At 63.4% G+C, this 16,037-nt stretch carries 11 protein-coding genes; 4 read left to right on the forward strand and 7 right to left on the reverse strand.

Translation table 11 applies throughout. The annotated features are described in order from the left end of the window. Positions 1-177 precede the first annotated feature (177 nt). Entirely contained in the window at positions 178-2,040 is a 1,863-nt protein-coding gene (recQ, locus tag GWE18_RS29635; RefSeq protein WP_275189266.1) for a DNA helicase RecQ, read from the reverse strand. 107 nt (positions 2,041-2,147) lie between these two features. On the opposite strand from recQ, the gene GWE18_RS29640 reads away from it, so the two are divergent. From GWE18_RS29640 to GWE18_RS29650, 3 genes are read left to right on the forward strand one after another with little or no spacing between them, the layout of a single operon-like run. After that, positions 2,148-3,509: a cytochrome c gene (locus GWE18_RS29640; RefSeq protein ID WP_275189267.1), complete on the forward strand. Its 1,362-nt coding sequence runs from the start codon at positions 2,148-2,150 to the stop codon at positions 3,507-3,509. Beyond that, positions 3,506-4,003: a (2Fe-2S)-binding protein gene (locus GWE18_RS29645; protein ID WP_275189268.1), complete on the forward strand. Its 498-nt coding sequence runs from the start codon at positions 3,506-3,508 to the stop codon at positions 4,001-4,003. The genes GWE18_RS29640 and GWE18_RS29645 overlap by 4 nt, the downstream gene beginning before the upstream one ends. Beyond that, on the forward strand, positions 4,000-6,231 hold the full coding sequence (locus GWE18_RS29650) for a molybdopterin cofactor-binding domain-containing protein (protein WP_275189269.1): 2,232 nt from the start codon (positions 4,000-4,002) through the stop codon (positions 6,229-6,231). Before GWE18_RS29645 ends, GWE18_RS29650 begins: the two co-directional genes overlap by 4 nt. Positions 6,232-6,398: 167 nt before the next feature. Here the strand turns inward: GWE18_RS29650 and GWE18_RS29655 are convergent, their stop codons facing one another. The 3 genes from GWE18_RS29655 to GWE18_RS29665 all read right to left on the reverse strand — a co-directional run bounded on the left by GWE18_RS29655 (position 6,399) and on the right by GWE18_RS29665 (position 9,472). Further along, complete coding sequence (locus GWE18_RS29655; protein ID WP_275189270.1) at positions 6,399-7,775, reverse strand: VWA domain-containing protein; 1,377 nt, start codon at positions 7,773-7,775, stop codon at positions 6,399-6,401. Between the two features lie 7 nt (positions 7,776-7,782). Then, positions 7,783-8,730 (reverse strand): MoxR family ATPase, encoded by a 948-nt coding sequence (locus tag GWE18_RS29660; protein WP_065747735.1) that lies wholly within the window; start codon positions 8,728-8,730, stop codon positions 7,783-7,785. 109 nt (positions 8,731-8,839) lie between these two features. Then, entirely contained in the window at positions 8,840-9,472 is a 633-nt protein-coding gene (locus GWE18_RS29665) for an HAD-IA family hydrolase (RefSeq protein ID WP_275189271.1), read from the reverse strand. A 112-nt stretch (positions 9,473-9,584) separates the two neighbouring features. Here GWE18_RS29665 and GWE18_RS29670 point away from each other — a divergent pair, with 112 nt between their 5' ends. Further along, the gene (locus GWE18_RS29670) at positions 9,585-10,346 is read left to right on the forward strand and encodes a trypsin-like serine protease (protein WP_275189272.1); all 762 of its coding nucleotides are present in this window, start codon (positions 9,585-9,587) and stop codon (positions 10,344-10,346) included. A gap of 148 nt (positions 10,347-10,494) precedes the next feature. Here the strand turns inward: GWE18_RS29670 and GWE18_RS29675 are convergent, their stop codons facing one another. The 3 genes from GWE18_RS29675 to GWE18_RS29685 form a co-directional block, all read right to left on the reverse strand. Next, positions 10,495-12,717 (reverse strand): acetate--CoA ligase family protein, encoded by a 2,223-nt coding sequence (locus GWE18_RS29675; RefSeq protein WP_275189273.1) that lies wholly within the window; start codon positions 12,715-12,717, stop codon positions 10,495-10,497. Positions 12,718-12,881: 164 nt separating this feature from the next. Next, entirely contained in the window at positions 12,882-13,457 is a 576-nt protein-coding gene (locus GWE18_RS29680) for a class GN sortase (RefSeq protein WP_275189326.1), read from the reverse strand. Positions 13,458-13,659: 202 nt separating this feature from the next. Next, complete coding sequence (locus tag GWE18_RS29685) at positions 13,660-15,942, reverse strand: marine proteobacterial sortase target protein (protein WP_275189274.1); 2,283 nt, start codon at positions 15,940-15,942, stop codon at positions 13,660-13,662. Positions 15,943-16,037: the final 95 nt, after the last annotated feature.

Below are 16,037 nucleotides of genomic sequence, written 5' to 3' on the forward strand. Positions count from 1 at the left end.
AGGCGCTCCTAACCTCGCCCCGCTTGCGGGGAGAGGTCGGATCGCCTCGGCGATGCGAAGCATCGTCCGGTGCGATCCGGGTGAGGGGGTACAGGTCTAGCCACCTTCGGTGCTCGTAGAGACAGCCCCTCTCCCCGCAAGAGCAGGGCGAGGGAGAAGTCGGCGTGCTCCAACAGTCTACGCGTCGGCCGACCGCACCAGTGCGAGCAGCTCGTCGCCGTAATGCTCGAGCTTCTTGTCGCCGATGCCCGGGATGTTGCGCAGCTCGTTGAGCGTCGAAGGCCGTGCAGCAGCGATGCCGTCGATGGTCGAATCATGCAGCACGACATAGGCCGGCACGCTGCGCTGGCGCGCGATGTCGGCACGCCAGGCCCGCAGCGCCGCCTGCAGGGGCGCATCGGCGGGCTTGGTCTCCACGCGCGGCGCCAGATCGCCGCGCCTTGATTTGGCGCGGCTGGCACGGATGCGCGTGCCGGGTGCCGCTTCGCGCAGCATCACCTCGGTCTCGCCTTTCAGGACGCCGCGTGCGCTTTCCGTCAGTTTCAGCGCGCCAAAGGCCTCGCTGTCAGCCTTGAGATGGCCCATGGCGACCAACTGGCGGATCACGGCGCGCCATTGCTTTTCGTTGTGATCAGTGCCGATGCCGAACACGGACAGCTTGTCGTGGCCGAATTGCGTGACGCGCTCAGTCATGCGGCCGACCAGCACGTCGATCAGGTGCATGGCGCCAAAACGTTGCCCGGTGCGGTAGGCGCAGGACAAGAGTTTCTGCGCGGCGACCTTGCCGTCGCGAAGCTGCGGCGGCGACAGGCAGTTGTCGCAATTGCCGCAATTGCTGGAGGTCGCGTGCTCGCCGAAATAGCCGAGCAGGCGGCTGCGCCGGCAGCCCGCGGTTTCCGCCAGCGCCACCAGCGCGTCGAGCTTGCCGATCGAGACGCGCTTGAAGGCGTCGGAGCCGGTGGATTCGTCGATCATGCGGCGCTGCTGCACGATGTCGGACAGGCCATAGGCCATCCAGGCGCTGGACGGCTTGCCGTCGCGCCCGGCGCGTCCGGTCTCCTGGTAATAGGCCTCGATGCTCTTCGGCAGATCGAGATGCGCCACAAAGCGCACGTCCGGCTTGTCGATGCCCATGCCGAACGCGATGGTGGCGACGATCACGACGCCGTCCTCGTTGATGAAACGATCCTGGTTGCGGGCACGAACGCTGCCGTCGAGGCCGGCGTGATAGGGCAGGGCCGGGATGCCGGCGCTGGTCAGCGCTTCCGCGGTGTCCTCGACCTTGGCGCGCGACAGGCAATAGACGATGCCGGCGTCACCGGCGTGACGCTCGCTGATGAAGGCCTTGAGTTGGGCCGGCGCATTTTGCTTTTCGACGATTTCGTAGCGGATGTTCGGACGATCGAAACTCGAGATGAAGCTCGGCGCGCCGGATAGCCCGAGCCGGGTCACGATCTCCTTGCGCGTCATCTCGTCGGCAGTCGCGGTCAGCGCAATGCGCGGCACGGTGGGAAAGCGTTCGGCGAGCGCGGACAGGCCGATATATTCGGGACGGAAATCGTGTCCCCATTGCGACACGCAATGCGCCTCGTCGATCGCAAACAGCGCGATCTTGGCTTGGCCAAGCAAGGAGAGACAGCGCGGCGTCAGAAGCCGTTCCGGTGCGACATAGAGCAGGTCGAGGTCGCCGGCGAGCAGCCGACGCTCGACTTCCGAGGCTTCCTCGAACGACAGCGTGGAATTCAGCACGGCCGCATTGACACCGGCTTCCAGAAGCCCCGCGACCTGGTCCCGCATCAGTGCGATCAGCGGCGATACCACGATGCCGCAGCCTTCGCGCAGCAGGGATGGCAACTGGTAACACAGCGACTTGCCGCCGCCGGTCGGCATCAGCACCAGGCAGTTGCCGCCATCCGTGACGTGGCGAACGATTTCTTCCTGCGCGCCGCGAAAGCTCGGTAGGCCGAATACGTGATTCAGTACGGAAAGCGCGTCCCGGGCGGTTCCTGAGTAGCGACTGAGGGCTGTGTTCGCTTCCATATCGGCTTCAAAGGGGTCAACAGGCGGTGATCGATGCCGTCTCGGGCGAACGAGGCCGGGATGTTCGTGTTAAACCACGGTCGAACAACAAATTCAAATTCATGAGCATGACCAGATCGTCTCGGCTCATCGCAAGCGGTATCGCTGTCATGCTGATCGTCGGCGGGGCGATGGCTTTTGCGATTGTTTGGCGGCCGGTCATTCCGGCGATCGATCCCCCGACGCCGCACGCGTTCGATGCCGCCCTGATCAAGCGCGGCCGCGATCTTGCGGCGATCGGCAATTGCAACGAATGCCACACCGTGCGCGGCGGCAAAAACTTTGCCGGAGGCCTGCCGGTGCCGACGCCGTTCGGAACGATTTACTCCTCCAACATCACACCGGATGCCGAGACAGGGATTGGCCAATGGTCGGAAGCAGCGTTCCGCCGCGCGATGCACGACGGGGTCAACCGTAAGGGCGAGCACCTCTATCCGACCTTTCCATACGATCATTTCACCCATGTTTCCGATGAGGACGACCGGGCGCTCTATGCCTTCCTGATGACGCGACAACCGGTCCATGCGCCGGCGCGCGAGAACCAGATTTTCTTTCCGCTTAATCAGCGGCCAGTCATTGCCGGTTGGAAACTGTTGTTCCTTCGCCGCGATACCTATCAGCCCGACGCGGCGAAAAGCGCCGAATGGAATCGCGGTGCCTATCTGGTCGCCGGCCTTGCACATTGCGGCGCTTGCCACACGCCGCGCAACAAGCTGGGCGCGGAACGCGTGAACGCCCAGTTCGCCGGCGGCGACGTCGATAATTGGCTCGCCTATGCCCTGAACGACCGCTCGCATGCGCCGGTGCCATGGGATGCCGACGCGCTCTACATGTACTTGCGCAGCGGCTGGCATCCCGATCACGGCACGGCGCGCGGGCCTATGGCACAAGTGGTCAGCAACCTGTCGTCGGTGCCGGATAGCGATGTCCGCGCCATCGCAATCTACATGGCCGACATATCAGGGGCACCGACGCCAGATCGCAAACGAGAAGGCGAGGCCGCGCTCGCGCAAGCCAGATCACCGTCTCAGGCCTCGCAGACCGACTTGGCTGGCGCGACGATCTATGCCGGCGCCTGTGCATCCTGCCATGAGACGAGCCGGCCCTTACCCTATGGCGGCGTCAATCTCGCGCTCAGCACGGCAGTCTCCAGCCCCGATCCCCGCAATCTCGCCAACGTCGTGCTGTCGGGCGTCTCAGCCGTCGAAGGCGAACGCAGCCCGATTATGCCGGGCTTCGCCGATAGCATGAACGATACGCAGATGGCAGCGCTGCTGAACTATCTACGCGCTCGCTTCAGCAAGCAGCCGGCATGGACCGGCGTTGAAAAGACCGTCGCAGATGCGCGCCGCGCCGTGACAGTCTACCTCCAGACATCGGCCGGGCCGCGCAGTGCTCCGGCCGATCCGACGCAGCGAGACAAGCCATGATGACATTGAAGGTCAATGGTCGGGAACATCAGGTCGACGCCGATCCGGACACGCCGCTGCTCTATGTGCTGCGCGATGATATCAAGCTCAACGCCGCCAAATTCGGCTGCGGGCTTGGCCAATGTGGCTCATGTGCCGTGATCGTCGACGGCACGGCCGTGCTCTCCTGCGTGACGCCGATGATCTTGCTGGAAGGCAAGCAGGTAACGACGCTCGAAGGCCTCGGCTCGGTATCCGAGCCGGCGCCGATCCAGCGTGCCTTCATCGAAGAGCAGGCGGCGCAATGCGGCTACTGCATTCCCGGCATGATGATGCGGGCGCAGGCACTGTTGCTGAAGAATTCCAAGCCGACTGATGCAGAAATCCGCGCTGCGCTCGAGCAGCATCTATGTCGTTGTGGTACGCATATGCGCATCCTGCGCGCGGTGCGCCGTGCGGCGCGGTTGATGGAGACGGCCGATGCGGCTGCGACAACCAACAGGAGCGCGCAATGAACGCCTCGCTCATTCTCGATCGTCGCCGCGTGCTTGCGGGCGGGGGTGCACTGATCGTCAGCTTCTCGCTCACGAGCGCTTTCGCGCAAGACCAGGCTCCGGCAGCGATGCCACCGCCCAAGCCTCCCGGCAGTCTCGCGGCCACGGCATACCTGGACTCCTGGATCCGCATCGATGCCGATGGCAGCATCACGGTCTTCACCGGCAAGGCCGAACTCGGCCAAGGATTTAGGACCGCGTTCCAGCAGATCGCTGCGGAAGAACTCGATCTGCCGTTCGAATCGTTAAAGGTCATCACCGCCGACACGAAACTTACGCCGAACGAGGGCTACACGGCCGGAAGCCGCTCGATGCAGGATAGCGGTACCGCGATCAAGAACGCGGCGGCGCAGGTGCGTGAATTGCTGGTCGCGGAGGCCGCGAAGCGCCTTGATCTGCCGGCGGAAAATCTCCGAACCGAAAATGGCGCGGTGATCTCGCCGGATGGCCGGCGGCTGTCCTATGGCGAATTGGTCGCCGCCGATATGTTGCATGTGCAGGCGCAGCCGAAATCAAGGCTCAAGGACCCTGCGACCCTCAAGGTGATGGGCCAGCCAGTGCGACGCGTCGATATCCCTGCAAAAGTCACGGGAGGCGCGGCCTATGTGCAGGACATGCGGCTGCCGGGCATGGTGCACGCCCGTGTCGTGCGGCCGCCGAGTTATGGCGCGCAACTGACGGAGTGCGATAGTTCGGCAGTCGAAAAACTGGCCGGCGTTGTGAAAGTGGTGCGCGATGGCAGTTTCCTGGCTGTGGTCGCCGAGAAGGAGTTTCAGTCGATCAAGGCGATGAACGCGCTGTCGTCAGCGGCGAAATGGAAAGAAAGTGCGAACCTGCCGAACCAGGACGATCTCCTGAACGTGCTGACGCATTTGCCGTCGCAGGATTCTACCGTCTTTCAGCGCAGCGATCCGTCCGTCTCTTGGGGAGAGTCCATCGAAGCGACCTACACGCGGCCCTATCAGTTGCATGGCTCGATCGGGCCGTCCTGCGCGGTAGCGCAATTGGCTGACGATGCCATGACGGTGTGGACGCACACGCAGGGGGTCTATCCTGATCGTCAGGCCATCGCTGAGATGCTGCGGATGCCGCCGGCCAGTGTTCGCCTGATCCATGTCGAAGGCTCCGGCTGTTACGGTCACAATGGCGCCGACGATGCCGCGGCTGACGCCGCGCTGATCGCCCGTGCATTGCCCGGCCGCCCGGTTCGCGTGCAATGGATGCGCGAGCAGGAACATGCCTGGGAGCCGTTCGGCCCGGCGATGGTGACGAAACTCAAGGCCTCGCTCGACAGCAACGGCAAGATCGCCGACTGGCATTTCGATGTCTGGAGCAATACGCACTCGATGCGGCCGGGCGGCGCCGGATCGATGCTGGCGGCGCAGCACATGGCGCAACCCTTTGCCGTGCCTGCTCCCAGGCCGTTGCCACTGCCGGAAGGCGGCGGTGACCGCAACGCAATCCCAATTTACACGTTTCCCAACGCGCAGGTGGTGCACCACTTCATCCCGGCGATGCCGCTCCGAATTTCCGCGTTGCGCGCGCTGGGCGCCTATCACAACGTGTTTTCGATCGAGAGCTTTATGGACGAACTCGCAGGCCTCGCCGATGTTGACCCGGTCGAATTCCGTTTGAAACATCTTGAGGATCAGCGTGGCCGTGCCGTGATCGAAAAGGCGGCGCTGGGTTTCGGATGGAAGAGCGGCCAGAAAGCGCCGCAGGATCGCGGCTTCGGCTTTGCCTTTGCGCGCTACAAGAATCTGGCAGCCTATTGCGCCGTTGCTTCCGAGGTCGAGGTAAATCGGGAGACCGGCCGTCCACGGCTGGTCCGCGCGGTGGCGGCGGTTGATAGCGGGCAGGTGGTCAATCCGGACGGGTTGATCAACCAGATCGAAGGCGCAATCGTGCAGTCAATGAGCTGGACATTGTATGAAAGCGTTACCTTCGACGACACCAGGATAACCAGCATCGACTGGCAGACCTATCCGATCCTGCGTTTCAATGCCGTGCCGGACAGCATCGAGGTTCACATCATCGACCGGCCGGGGCAGCCGTTCCTCGGCAGTGGCGAAACCGGGCAGGGGCCGGCGGCGGCGTCGATTGCAAACGCCATTGCCAATGCCACGGGAAAGCGGTTGCGGAATTTGCCGCTGACGCGCAAGCGCATCAAGGAGGCGATCGACGCGTAATTCTTGTCGTCCCTGCGAAAGTTCACCGTCGTCCCTGCGAACGCAGGGACCCATAACCACAAAAGTTTGCTGTTACACGAGGCCGCGGCCCCAGCATCGAGCAACATAGACATCTGTGGTTATGGGTCCCGGCTCAAGGCCGGGACGACAGTTGTGAGTAAAGGCGCCTACTGGTAGCTCGCCACGATATCGGACACCGCGCGTTCGAGCTGCTTTGCGGTCGCGCATTGGCGGACCACAGTGCAGAAGGTCGAATAGCGCGGCATTTCGGAATCGCCCCAGCCCCAGGCCATGCGTCCCTCCGGATTGAGCCATACTAGCCGCTTCGACCGTTCGGCGATGCGGCGAAGGATGTCGGCGCGGGGATCGAGGTTGTTGCTGCGGGCGTCGCCGAGCACGATTACGGTGGTCTGCGGCGTGATCGCGTTCATCCACTGGCGTTCGAAATCGTCGAAGGAATTACCGTAATCGGACGAGCCGAAGCCGACCTTGGACATGATCTCGGCCATCGCCTCTTCCGGCGATTTCGATTCCAGGACGTCGCTGACCTCGATCAGGTGGCCGGAAAAAGCGAACGAGCGGACGTCGTCCACGACCTCATGCAGGCTGTGGATCAACAGCAGGAAGAAGTCTGACACGCGCGCGACCGAGCCCGAGACGTCGCAGAGTGCCACGATCTTCGGCTTGTCGCGGTGCCGCCGTTTCCAGGCAGTGAGGAACGGCACGCCGCCCCAGGCGGCGTTACGCCGGATGGTTCGGCGCACGTCGAGATGACCGCGGCGCTGACGCTTGCGCGGCTTGGAGTATCGCTCGCGCAGGCGACGGGCGATCTGGCGGATCAGATGCCGCATCTGCTCGACCTGCCGCGGCTCGATCCGCGAAAGCGGCGCATTGCGCAAAATTTCGTTGCGCAGGTTTTCCGCTTCCTCGCGGCCGTACAGCATCAAGGCCTGCGAGACGGTGTCGCGGACCGTGCCGCGCAGCCCGTCCAGCGCGTTGGTCAGCCGCTCCGCTAGGGCAGGGTTGGTTGCGGCGAGATTGTCGAGATCGTCGCGCAGGCGCTGGATGCCCATCTGGTCGAGGATGCGACCGGAGAAGATGCCGCGCTGCGTGAAATAGCGGATGTCGGGCAGCGAGGCCGCGCTCGCTGCGTTGGCGATCGCCGCCGAAATCTGGTTGCGGTCCTGCGCCAGCAGCATCTGGGCGAGCTGGCCGAGCCCCTCGGCCTGCTCGTCGCCGCCGCTGGCGTCGCCGGGTGAATCGGACGCACCGTTGGATCCTTCTGCGTCCTGCTCGTCTGCCTTGCCGTCCTCGGGTGGCGATTGCGGTTCCGGCTGATCGAAGAACAGATCAAAGCAATCGCCGAGCGCCTTCTTCTCGTCCTGCGTCTTGGCGAGGGTCAGCAGAAATGTGTCACGCAGGATGGTGCGGTCGGTAAAACCGACCTTGGAGACGGCCCGCATCGCATCGATGCTTTCGGCCGGCGAGAGCCTCACGCCTGCGCCCCGCGCCGCACGAAAGAAGCGATGCAGGTTCTCCCTCATTCGTGCGTCACCCGAAGACGTTTTGACGCGAGGCCTTGGCGATGAAGGTCGAGACTTGAGGCATGGTGGCCTCGATATCCGCCTCGTATTTCAGGAGGACGTTGAGCGTGTCCTTGACCATCTCATGACCAAGTTCGGGCGCCTGCAGCAAGACCAGCACCCGCGCCCAGTCGATGGTCTCGCTGACCGAAGGCAGCTTCTTCAAATCGAGCGTGCGGACCTCATGGATGAAGCTCACCATCTGTCGGCGCAGCGTTTGCGAGATGCCGGGCACGCGGCTCTCGACGATCCGTTCCTCCAGCTTCTGCTCGGGGAAGCCGATGTGAAGATGGAGGCAGCGTCGCTTCAGCGCGTCGCCGAGATCGCGCTCGCTGTTCGAGGTCAGGATCACCGTCGGCGGCGCGACCGCGACCACTGTTCCGAGTTCCGGTATCGTCACCTGGAAATCACTGAGGATTTCCAGCAAGAGCGACTCGAACTCCGCATCCGACTTGTCGATTTCATCGATCAAGAGCACGCAGCCGGCGGGTTGCTCCAGCGCCTGCAAGAGCGGCCGCGGCTCGACGAATTCCTTGGAGAAGAACACGTCGCCGAAATCGTGAAGCTGATTCAGCGCCGCTTCCAGCGTCGGGGCGCCACCCAGCACTTCGCCGAGCTTGTCCTTGAGGATCTGCGTGTACAGAAGCTGCTTGGCGTATTTCCACTCGTAGAGCGCCTTCGCTTCGTCCAGCCCCTCATAGCATTGCAGGCGGATCATCTTCATGCCGCGCCATGCGGCGATCGCCTTCGCCAGCTCGGTTTTGCCGACGCCGGCGGGGCCCTCAACAAGGATGGGCTTTTCGATCTGCTGCGCCAGATAGACCGCGGTCGCGATCTGGCGGCTTGCAATATAGCCTTGCGCGGCAAGGCCGCTTTCCACTGCCTCGATCGAGGCCGACGGCCTGATATCAGCCACGGGGTTTCAACTCCGAATTCGGTAAATTTCGAAATGTTCTGCCTGCGTTCCCGGCAAAGAACAAGCGCCGTTTAGGCATAAGGCGCGCGCAAGTTCCGGCATTTTCCGCCTAGCGCAATGCCAACCCGGTCGCCGCCTCAAGCTCGGTGATCGCCTGCGCGGCGCCAATCACCTTGATCGTGGTCATGCCCATCTCGCGTGCCGGCTTCAGGTTGACGCCGAGGTCGTCGAGATAGACGCAGTTTTTGGGGTCGACCTTCAGCGTCTCGACCATCATCCGGTAGATGCGCGGGTCGGGTTTTCGCAGGCCGATTTTTGCGGATTCGATTACATGGTCGAACAGCGCCATCACTTCGGCGACATAGAGCGTGCGGCCGCTGGCACTGCCGATCGCGTTGGCGGGAAGGTTGTTGGTGATGCAGCCGGTCTTGAACCGTGCCTTCACGCGCTTGAGCGCCTCGACCATCTCGGGCCGCAGATCGCCCGAGAGCAGCGGTAGCACGTCCTTGCCGCGAACCGCTGCGCCCAGCGCCAGCGATTCGGCCGCAAACAATTCGTCGAAGGCTTCGATGTCGACTTCGGCACGCTCAAACTTCGCCCAGGCGTTTTCAAGATGGTTGGCGGCATTGGTGCGCCGGATGATGTCGGCGGGCAATCCGCGCTCGGTCTCGAACCGCGTAAAGGCCTCGAACGGCGAGGTAGTCAGCACCCCGCCAAAATCCCAGATCACTGCCTCGATCATTATTCCCTGCCTGAAAATGATGTGTTGGGGGAGCGGCTAACACGGAATGTGCGCTGGAACCAGCCCGATCCGGCGCTTGGCGATATGCGCGGCGCGGGCTATTGCTGCCGCGATGAACATCCTGCCTCGCTTGATTGCCAGCCTCGCCTTGCTGCTATCCGTTCCCGCGCACGCCATCGTCGGCGGCGGCGCGCCGTCGGCGGAAGGCGTCGGCCGCTCGATCATCACCATCGTCGGCTCGCGCGGCAATTTCTGCACCGGCACATTGATCGCACCGAAACTGGTGCTGACGGCAGCGCATTGCGTGCAGCCGGGCGCCGACTATAAGATCGTCGAGTATAGCGCGGACCGGCAGCCGTCGCTGCAGGACGTCAGGACCGTCGCCATTCATCCCGGTTTCAACATGCAGGCGATGTCGGGACATCGCGCGACGGCGGATGTCGCGTTGCTGCAATTGGCGACGCCGCCTAAGGGAAAGACGCAGGCCGCGCTCGGATTGCCCAACATCCCGATCAACGTCGGCAACCGTTTTACCATCGCGGGCATCGGCGTGACCGTGCGCGGCGACGGCAAGAGCGGCGGCTCCGTCCGCGTCGCCGGCCTGGTTGCGACGGGCAGGCCGGGGACGTTGCAGATCCGGCTTGTCGATCCCGTGGGGCAGGGCACGCGGGAGGGGCTTGGCGCCTGCACGGGGGATTCCGGCGCGCCTGTTTTCGAGGACAAGCAAGGCGGCCCCGTCATCGTCGGCGTCGTGAGTTGGTCGACCGGGCCGAACGGTTCGGCGGGCTGCGGCGGCATGACCGGGGTGACGCCGCTGACGCTCTACCGCGACTGGATTTTGCAGACGGCGCAGAAATGGGGTGTAGGTCTGTAACTACATCCCGTCGTCCCTGCGAACGCAGGGACCCATACGCTGCGGCTCATCGGCAAGGCGATGGGGTTAGTTGTCTTCGTACCAACGTGCATCGGTGGCTATGGGTCCCTGCGTTCTCAGGGACGACAATGACCACCGAACCAGCCGGCTAATGCTTCGCCGCCTTGTTCGCTGCGGCGTTGTTGAGCACGATCAGGCCGTCGACGGCGACGCCGACCTTGCTGTTGATCAAAAACGGATTGACGTCGATCGAGGCGATCCGGGTGCCCGCATCGGCCATCAGGTTGGACAGGCCGACCAGCGCCTTCACGGCGGAAGGCTCGTGCAGCGCCGGCTTGCCGCGATAGCCCTTAATTTTCACGCCGGCCTTGGTCTTGCCGATGAGCTGCTTCGCCTCAGCGTCATCCAGCGGTGCGCCGGCGAGCGCGACGTCCTTCATCAATTCGATATCAACGCCGCCGGTGCCGAACAGCACCACCGGCCCCATCTCGGCGTCGAGCGAGGCGCCGACCACGAGTTCGAGGTCGGCCTTGACCTGCTGCGCGATCAGAATGCCTTCGAGTTTCGGCTTACTCTTGATCTTCTTCACCCGCGCCGTGATGTCGTTGAACGCGTTTTTCACATCGGCCGCGCTGTTGAGGTTCAGCACCACGCCGCCGATGTCGGATTTGTGCAGGATCTCGGCGCTGACGACTTTTGCTACGACGGGAAAGCCGATCTTCTTGGCGATCTTCACCGCCTCCGACGCGGTCTGCGCGATTTCTTCCTTGGAGACGGGAATGCCGTAGGCCTTGAGAAGCTTTTTCGATGCCACTTCGTCCAGCGCGGCGGCGCCGTTGGCGGCTTTGAGCGTCCTTTCCAACACCGCGCGCGCGGAAGCTTTCGAGCTCGACACGATGTCGGGCACTTCCTTGCGCAGGGACGCATACTCGATGAGTGACTTGATCGCGCCGACCGCCCGGTCGAGACCCTGCATGACCGCGACGTTCGGCAGCGATTTGCGCAGAGCCTTGGTGAAGTCAGTGAACCCGATCGACATCGCGCTGATGTAAACGACAGGCTTGCTTGCCGCGCCGGCCATCTCGTTGACGAGCCGCAGATTACGCTCGCGCAATTCGTGCGGCGCCTTCGGCAGTTCGGCGTCGATGATAACGATATCGGTGTCGGGGTCGTCGATCATGATCTTGATCGACTTGATGTAGACGGAGGGATCGACCACAGCGGCAAAGCCCGCATCGAGCGGATTGCCGACAATGCTGCCGGGGCCGAGCATTTGCGCCAGTTGCTCTGTTGCATTCGCGCTGAGCGGGGCGAAATTCATGCCGGCCGAATAGAACGCGTCGATCAGAAGGCCACGCTTGCCGCCAGACAGTGAAACCGCGGCGATACGGTTGCCTTTCGGCGGATCGGCATGGACGAAACATTCGGTGGTCTCGATCAGCTCGTCCAGCCCGCGGACGCGGATCACGCCTTCGCGCGTCGAGATCGCGTCAAAGGTTTCGATCGAGCCGGCGAGCGCGCCGGTATGCGCCATCGCGGCGGCCCGGCCGCCTTCGGAGGCGCCGAGCTTGAGCGCGATCACCGGCTTGCCGGCGGCGCGTGCGGCCTTGCAGGCTTCGCGAAACACTTTCGTGTTCCGGACGCCTTCGAGATAGACCACGATGACGCGGATAGAGGGATCGGCTGCGAAATAGGCCATCAAATCGGGCGTCTCGAGACCGGTCTCGTTGCCGGTCGTGACCATGTAGCCGACGCCGACGCCGCGATCTTCCAGCGTCTGGCGGATCGCCATCACGATCGCGCCGGATTGCCCGACAATCGCGACAGGACCGGCTTCCATGGTGACGATGCGGTCGTCGATATTGGTGAACAGCTTTTCGCCTGCGCTCAGATTGCCGAGGCAGTTCGGGCCGGTGACGGCGAGGCCGGTTTCTTCCACGGCTTCTTTCAATTCAACGGCCAGCCGCTGGCTTTCCTCGTCCTGCAGCTCGCTGAAGCCCGAGGTGACGATGGTCGCAGAGCGCGCGCCGGCGGCTGCGGCATCGCGGATCACCTGCACGGCGAAACGCGCCGGCACCAGCACCAGCACATGATCGGGCTTTTCCGGCAGGCTCGCAAAATCCTTGTAGCAGGGCACGCCCCAGATCGTTTCGCGCTTGGCGTTGACCGGAAACAGCCCGCCTTCGTACTTGTATTTGATCAGATTGTTCCAGATGCGCTCTGCATAGTTGCCGGGCTTGTCGGTGGCGCCGACCAGCACGATGTTGCGCGGGTGGAGCATCGCATGGATACGCTTGACGATGTCGCTGGCGTCAGGCGAGGGCGACCATTTTTCGGCTTGATGCGATGCGGTGCGTGCCTGGGCGTCCATGGATATCCCTTAACTCTTCCTTGGCCGTGGCGATCGAGGACGAACGCCGCGTCATGATTTTCTTGTGATTGAGGCCTTTCTATTGGGACTTGGCGAGGGTGGCAACACGCGTTGCGCGAGCAGCGCCATTCGCTCCGCGCACGATATCCCGGCTCGCGGAGAATTCAGTGCAGATCCGGAACTGACACAATCATGGTGGCGTGCACAAGATAACGCTCCGGCCCTTGCGTCAGCGCGTCGAACGGCCAGCAGGTCGATAGCACCAGGTGATGTCCATCCGCGAACGGATCGATGCCGGAGGCATCGAAGTGCACGACCGAAGCGGCATCCACCCGGTAGCGGAAGTGTTTGCCGTCGCTTCGCGTCACCTCGATCTCGTCACCGACGACGATGTTCTTCAGGAAAGCGAAATGCGTGTCGCGATGCGCCGAATAGACGGCAACGCCGCGTTCGCCGGCATTGGGCGTTCGTTCGACATGGCCCGGGCCAAAGGCGAGCGCCTGGCCGCTGCTGCCCGCGAGCACGATGGCGCTGGCATGGATCCGCTTCACTTCGATGCGGGCGACTGGCCACGTATCGGCCCATGACCACGGCTTGGTCTCGCGCCCGGTGGCGATGGCTTTCTCAAAGGCGTGTTCGAGCAGGACCTGCGCAACCAGCGCCTTGGCGTGGATGTAGGCGCCCTGGCCGAACAAGAGGAGACCGGCAAGGGCGAGAAGGGGAAGGACGAAGCGGGGCAATCTCATCGGAGTACTCCGTCATTCCGGGATGGTCCGAAGGACCAGACCCGGAATCTCGAGATTCCGGGTTCGATGCTTTCGCATCGCCCCGGAATGACAGCGGAGGAGAAAAAAGCGGCGCGCGCGGCCCTGGGGGGACGGGTGAAGCCGCGCGCGCTCTGGAAAAGAGGAGGTCGGGGAGGTCTCCTCTTTTCATCCGACGTCAACGCCGTGACATCTGACGCCGTTGACGCCGATTGAGCACCAACAGGATCAGGCTGACTGTGAGCAGGATCACGCCTGCGATCATCTTCAGTTCGGCGTCAGTCGCCGTCCTCGGCAGCGTGACCGTATTGGGCGCTTGGGTGGTGACAGGCTGTGCCCGCTTCAGCGCTGCGACTTGAACCTGTGCCTCGTCCGCGCCTGCGCGCCGTTCGGCCGGCGCTGCCGGAACGCGTGGGCGCTCGCCGAACACCTTTTCAAAATCCCAACCGGCCGGCAGGTTGATCGGCAGTTCCGAGACCTTGAGCGGTTCGCCTTGGGGGCGGCTCGGAGTCTTGTCGACCGCAACCAGGCTGGTCAGCCGCGTGACGAGCTGATGCTCGAGCGCCAGCGCCAAAATGGTCTTGTCGGCATCTTCTGGATTGGCCTGCCGCGTGGTGCGCGCAACCTCGGCATCCGCGATCTTGCGCCGTGCCCAGAGCTTGGACAGGCCCTTGCCTTCGGCGGCGTTCGCCAGCGGAAGGGTGACGACCCAGGGACGGTCGCCGATGCGGCCCTTGATTTCGACCGAGCCCGCGAGCTTGTCGAGCTTTGCCGCTAGAACCAGCGGCTCGTCGCGATAGACATCAGGGATCGCGACGGGCGTGATGTCGGCCGCGGCGTCGGAAAATTTTGCAGTGAGGTTGGTCACCGCTGGATTCTCCAATTTGGCGAACAGGCCGCGCATGCGCTCCTCGACCTGTTCGACCGAGCCGATATGGGTGAAGGTGCCGCGGCCGAGTTCGGCGGCGCGTGTCATCAGGTAGGTATTCGGGGCTGAACCGATGCCGACCATGAAGATGCGCGAGCGGCCGCGCAGCGCGCTGATGGTTTCGAACAATTGCTGCTCATTGCCGATCGCGCCGTCGGTCAGGAACACGACCTGCCTGATATAGTTGGCATCGCCGGCGTTGTCTGACAGCGCCGCGCGCATCGCCGGCACCATCTCGGTGCCGCCGCTGGCCTGCAGCGCGCCGACATAGGAGGTGGCGCGGCCGATATGCTCCCTGTCGGCCGGCACGGCTGACGGGAACAACACTTCCATGGTGTGATCGAACCGGATGACATTGAAGCGGTCGTTCGGCTGCAGGCGGCCGAGGGCGTAGATGAGGCTCGCCTTGGCCTGGATGATCGAGACGCCGCCCATCGAGCCGGAATTGTCGATCACGAAGATCACCTCGCGCGGCAGCGGCTTCTGCTGCGCTTGCTCGACCGCCGGCGGCGTGACGAACGCCAGCAGATAATCGGAATCGCCGACGCGCTCGCGGAACAACCCTACCGACGGCGTCTTCTCGGCTGCAGGCTTCCAGGTCAGCTCGAAATCGCGGTCCGCCGGCACCGGGCCTTCGGCAAGGCGGAGAATGCTCGTGTTGGCGTCAGGTTTTTCGGTCTTGATCGCGTGATGGAGGCTCTTGACTTCGCCGAGCGGGAAGCCCGCTTGCAGCCGCACGGTGATGCGGGTCGGATTGACCGGCGCGTTGCTCGCGGGGTCGAGCACCTCGGGCGAGATGCGGTCGCGATCCGGCACGGGGTCGGATTTGACGGCTCCCCAACCTCCGCCATCGGGCCGGAATTCGACGCTCTGCACGACGGGCGCGGGATTATAGCGCGGCGCGACCACCATCGGCACCCGCAGCGAGAACTCGTTGCCGGATTGTTGGACCGGCTCCTGATATTCGATCTGCACCAGCACGGTTTCGCCGGGGCCGATATTGGCGACCGAATTGGTGAAGATGTTCGGCCGTTCCTGTTCGGTCAGCGCCGCCTTCTGCCCGTTCTGCTTTGCCTGTTCGTAGATGATTTTCGCCTGTTGCCGCTCCTTGATGTCGCCGACCACGACGCGATCGCCGATCACCATCTTCAGCGTATCGACGGCGCCGCCGGACGGAAACGGATAGACATAGACAGCCTCGACCCAGTCTTGCGTAGGGTTGCGGAATATCTGGGTGACGCGGGCGCGGACCGTCGGACCCGATACGGTGAGATCGACATCGATGCCGAGGCGCGATGCATCGGCGTAACCTTCCTCATTCTTTATGAGCAGCGAACCAGAGCGAGCGTCGCCCGGCTTGAGATAGTTGGCCGATAGGCGTTCCGCCGACCACACCGGCTCAAAGCTCAAAAATAATGCCGCAAACCCGACCAGGATTACGGCAACGCCCTGCATCACGAAGAACAGCACCAGCCTGATCAGGCCGGGCTGTTCGCTGCGTTTGTCGGCCTCAATTTCGTCGCATGTCGTCATGTCGCTCACTCCCGAACGGCGATTTCGCCATGGTGTGAGGGTGCGGAAATCAGTGATTTGGCGCGAGCGGAATGATCGGCCTTATTCAGCCGCCG

The sequence above is a fragment of the Bradyrhizobium sp. CSA112 genome (genome assembly GCF_029051645.1).
Classification (GTDB): domain Bacteria; phylum Pseudomonadota; class Alphaproteobacteria; order Rhizobiales; family Xanthobacteraceae; genus Bradyrhizobium.

What these genes read in the sequence shown, in the direction of transcription:
- GWE18_RS29670 (WP_275189272.1), top strand. Translation starts at nt 9,585, where the DNA reads ATGAACATCCTGCCTCGCTTGATTGCCAGCCTCGCCTTGCTGCTATCC.
- recQ (WP_275189266.1), bottom strand. Translation starts at nt 2,040, where the DNA reads ATGGAAGCGAACACAGCCCTCAGTCGCTACTCAGGAACCGCCCGGGAC.
- GWE18_RS29685 (WP_275189274.1), bottom strand. Translation starts at nt 15,942, where the DNA reads ATGACGACATGCGACGAAATTGAGGCCGACAAACGCAGCGAACAGCCC.
- GWE18_RS29645 (WP_275189268.1), top strand. Translation starts at nt 3,506, where the DNA reads ATGATGACATTGAAGGTCAATGGTCGGGAACATCAGGTCGACGCCGAT.
- GWE18_RS29655 (WP_275189270.1), bottom strand. Translation starts at nt 7,775, where the DNA reads ATGAGGGAGAACCTGCATCGCTTCTTTCGTGCGGCGCGGGGCGCAGGC.
- GWE18_RS29650 (WP_275189269.1), top strand. Translation starts at nt 4,000, where the DNA reads ATGAACGCCTCGCTCATTCTCGATCGTCGCCGCGTGCTTGCGGGCGGG.
- GWE18_RS29675 (WP_275189273.1), bottom strand. Translation starts at nt 12,717, where the DNA reads ATGGACGCCCAGGCACGCACCGCATCGCATCAAGCCGAAAAATGGTCG.
- GWE18_RS29665 (WP_275189271.1), bottom strand. Translation starts at nt 9,472, where the DNA reads ATGATCGAGGCAGTGATCTGGGATTTTGGCGGGGTGCTGACTACCTCG.
- GWE18_RS29640 (WP_275189267.1), top strand. Translation starts at nt 2,148, where the DNA reads ATGACCAGATCGTCTCGGCTCATCGCAAGCGGTATCGCTGTCATGCTG.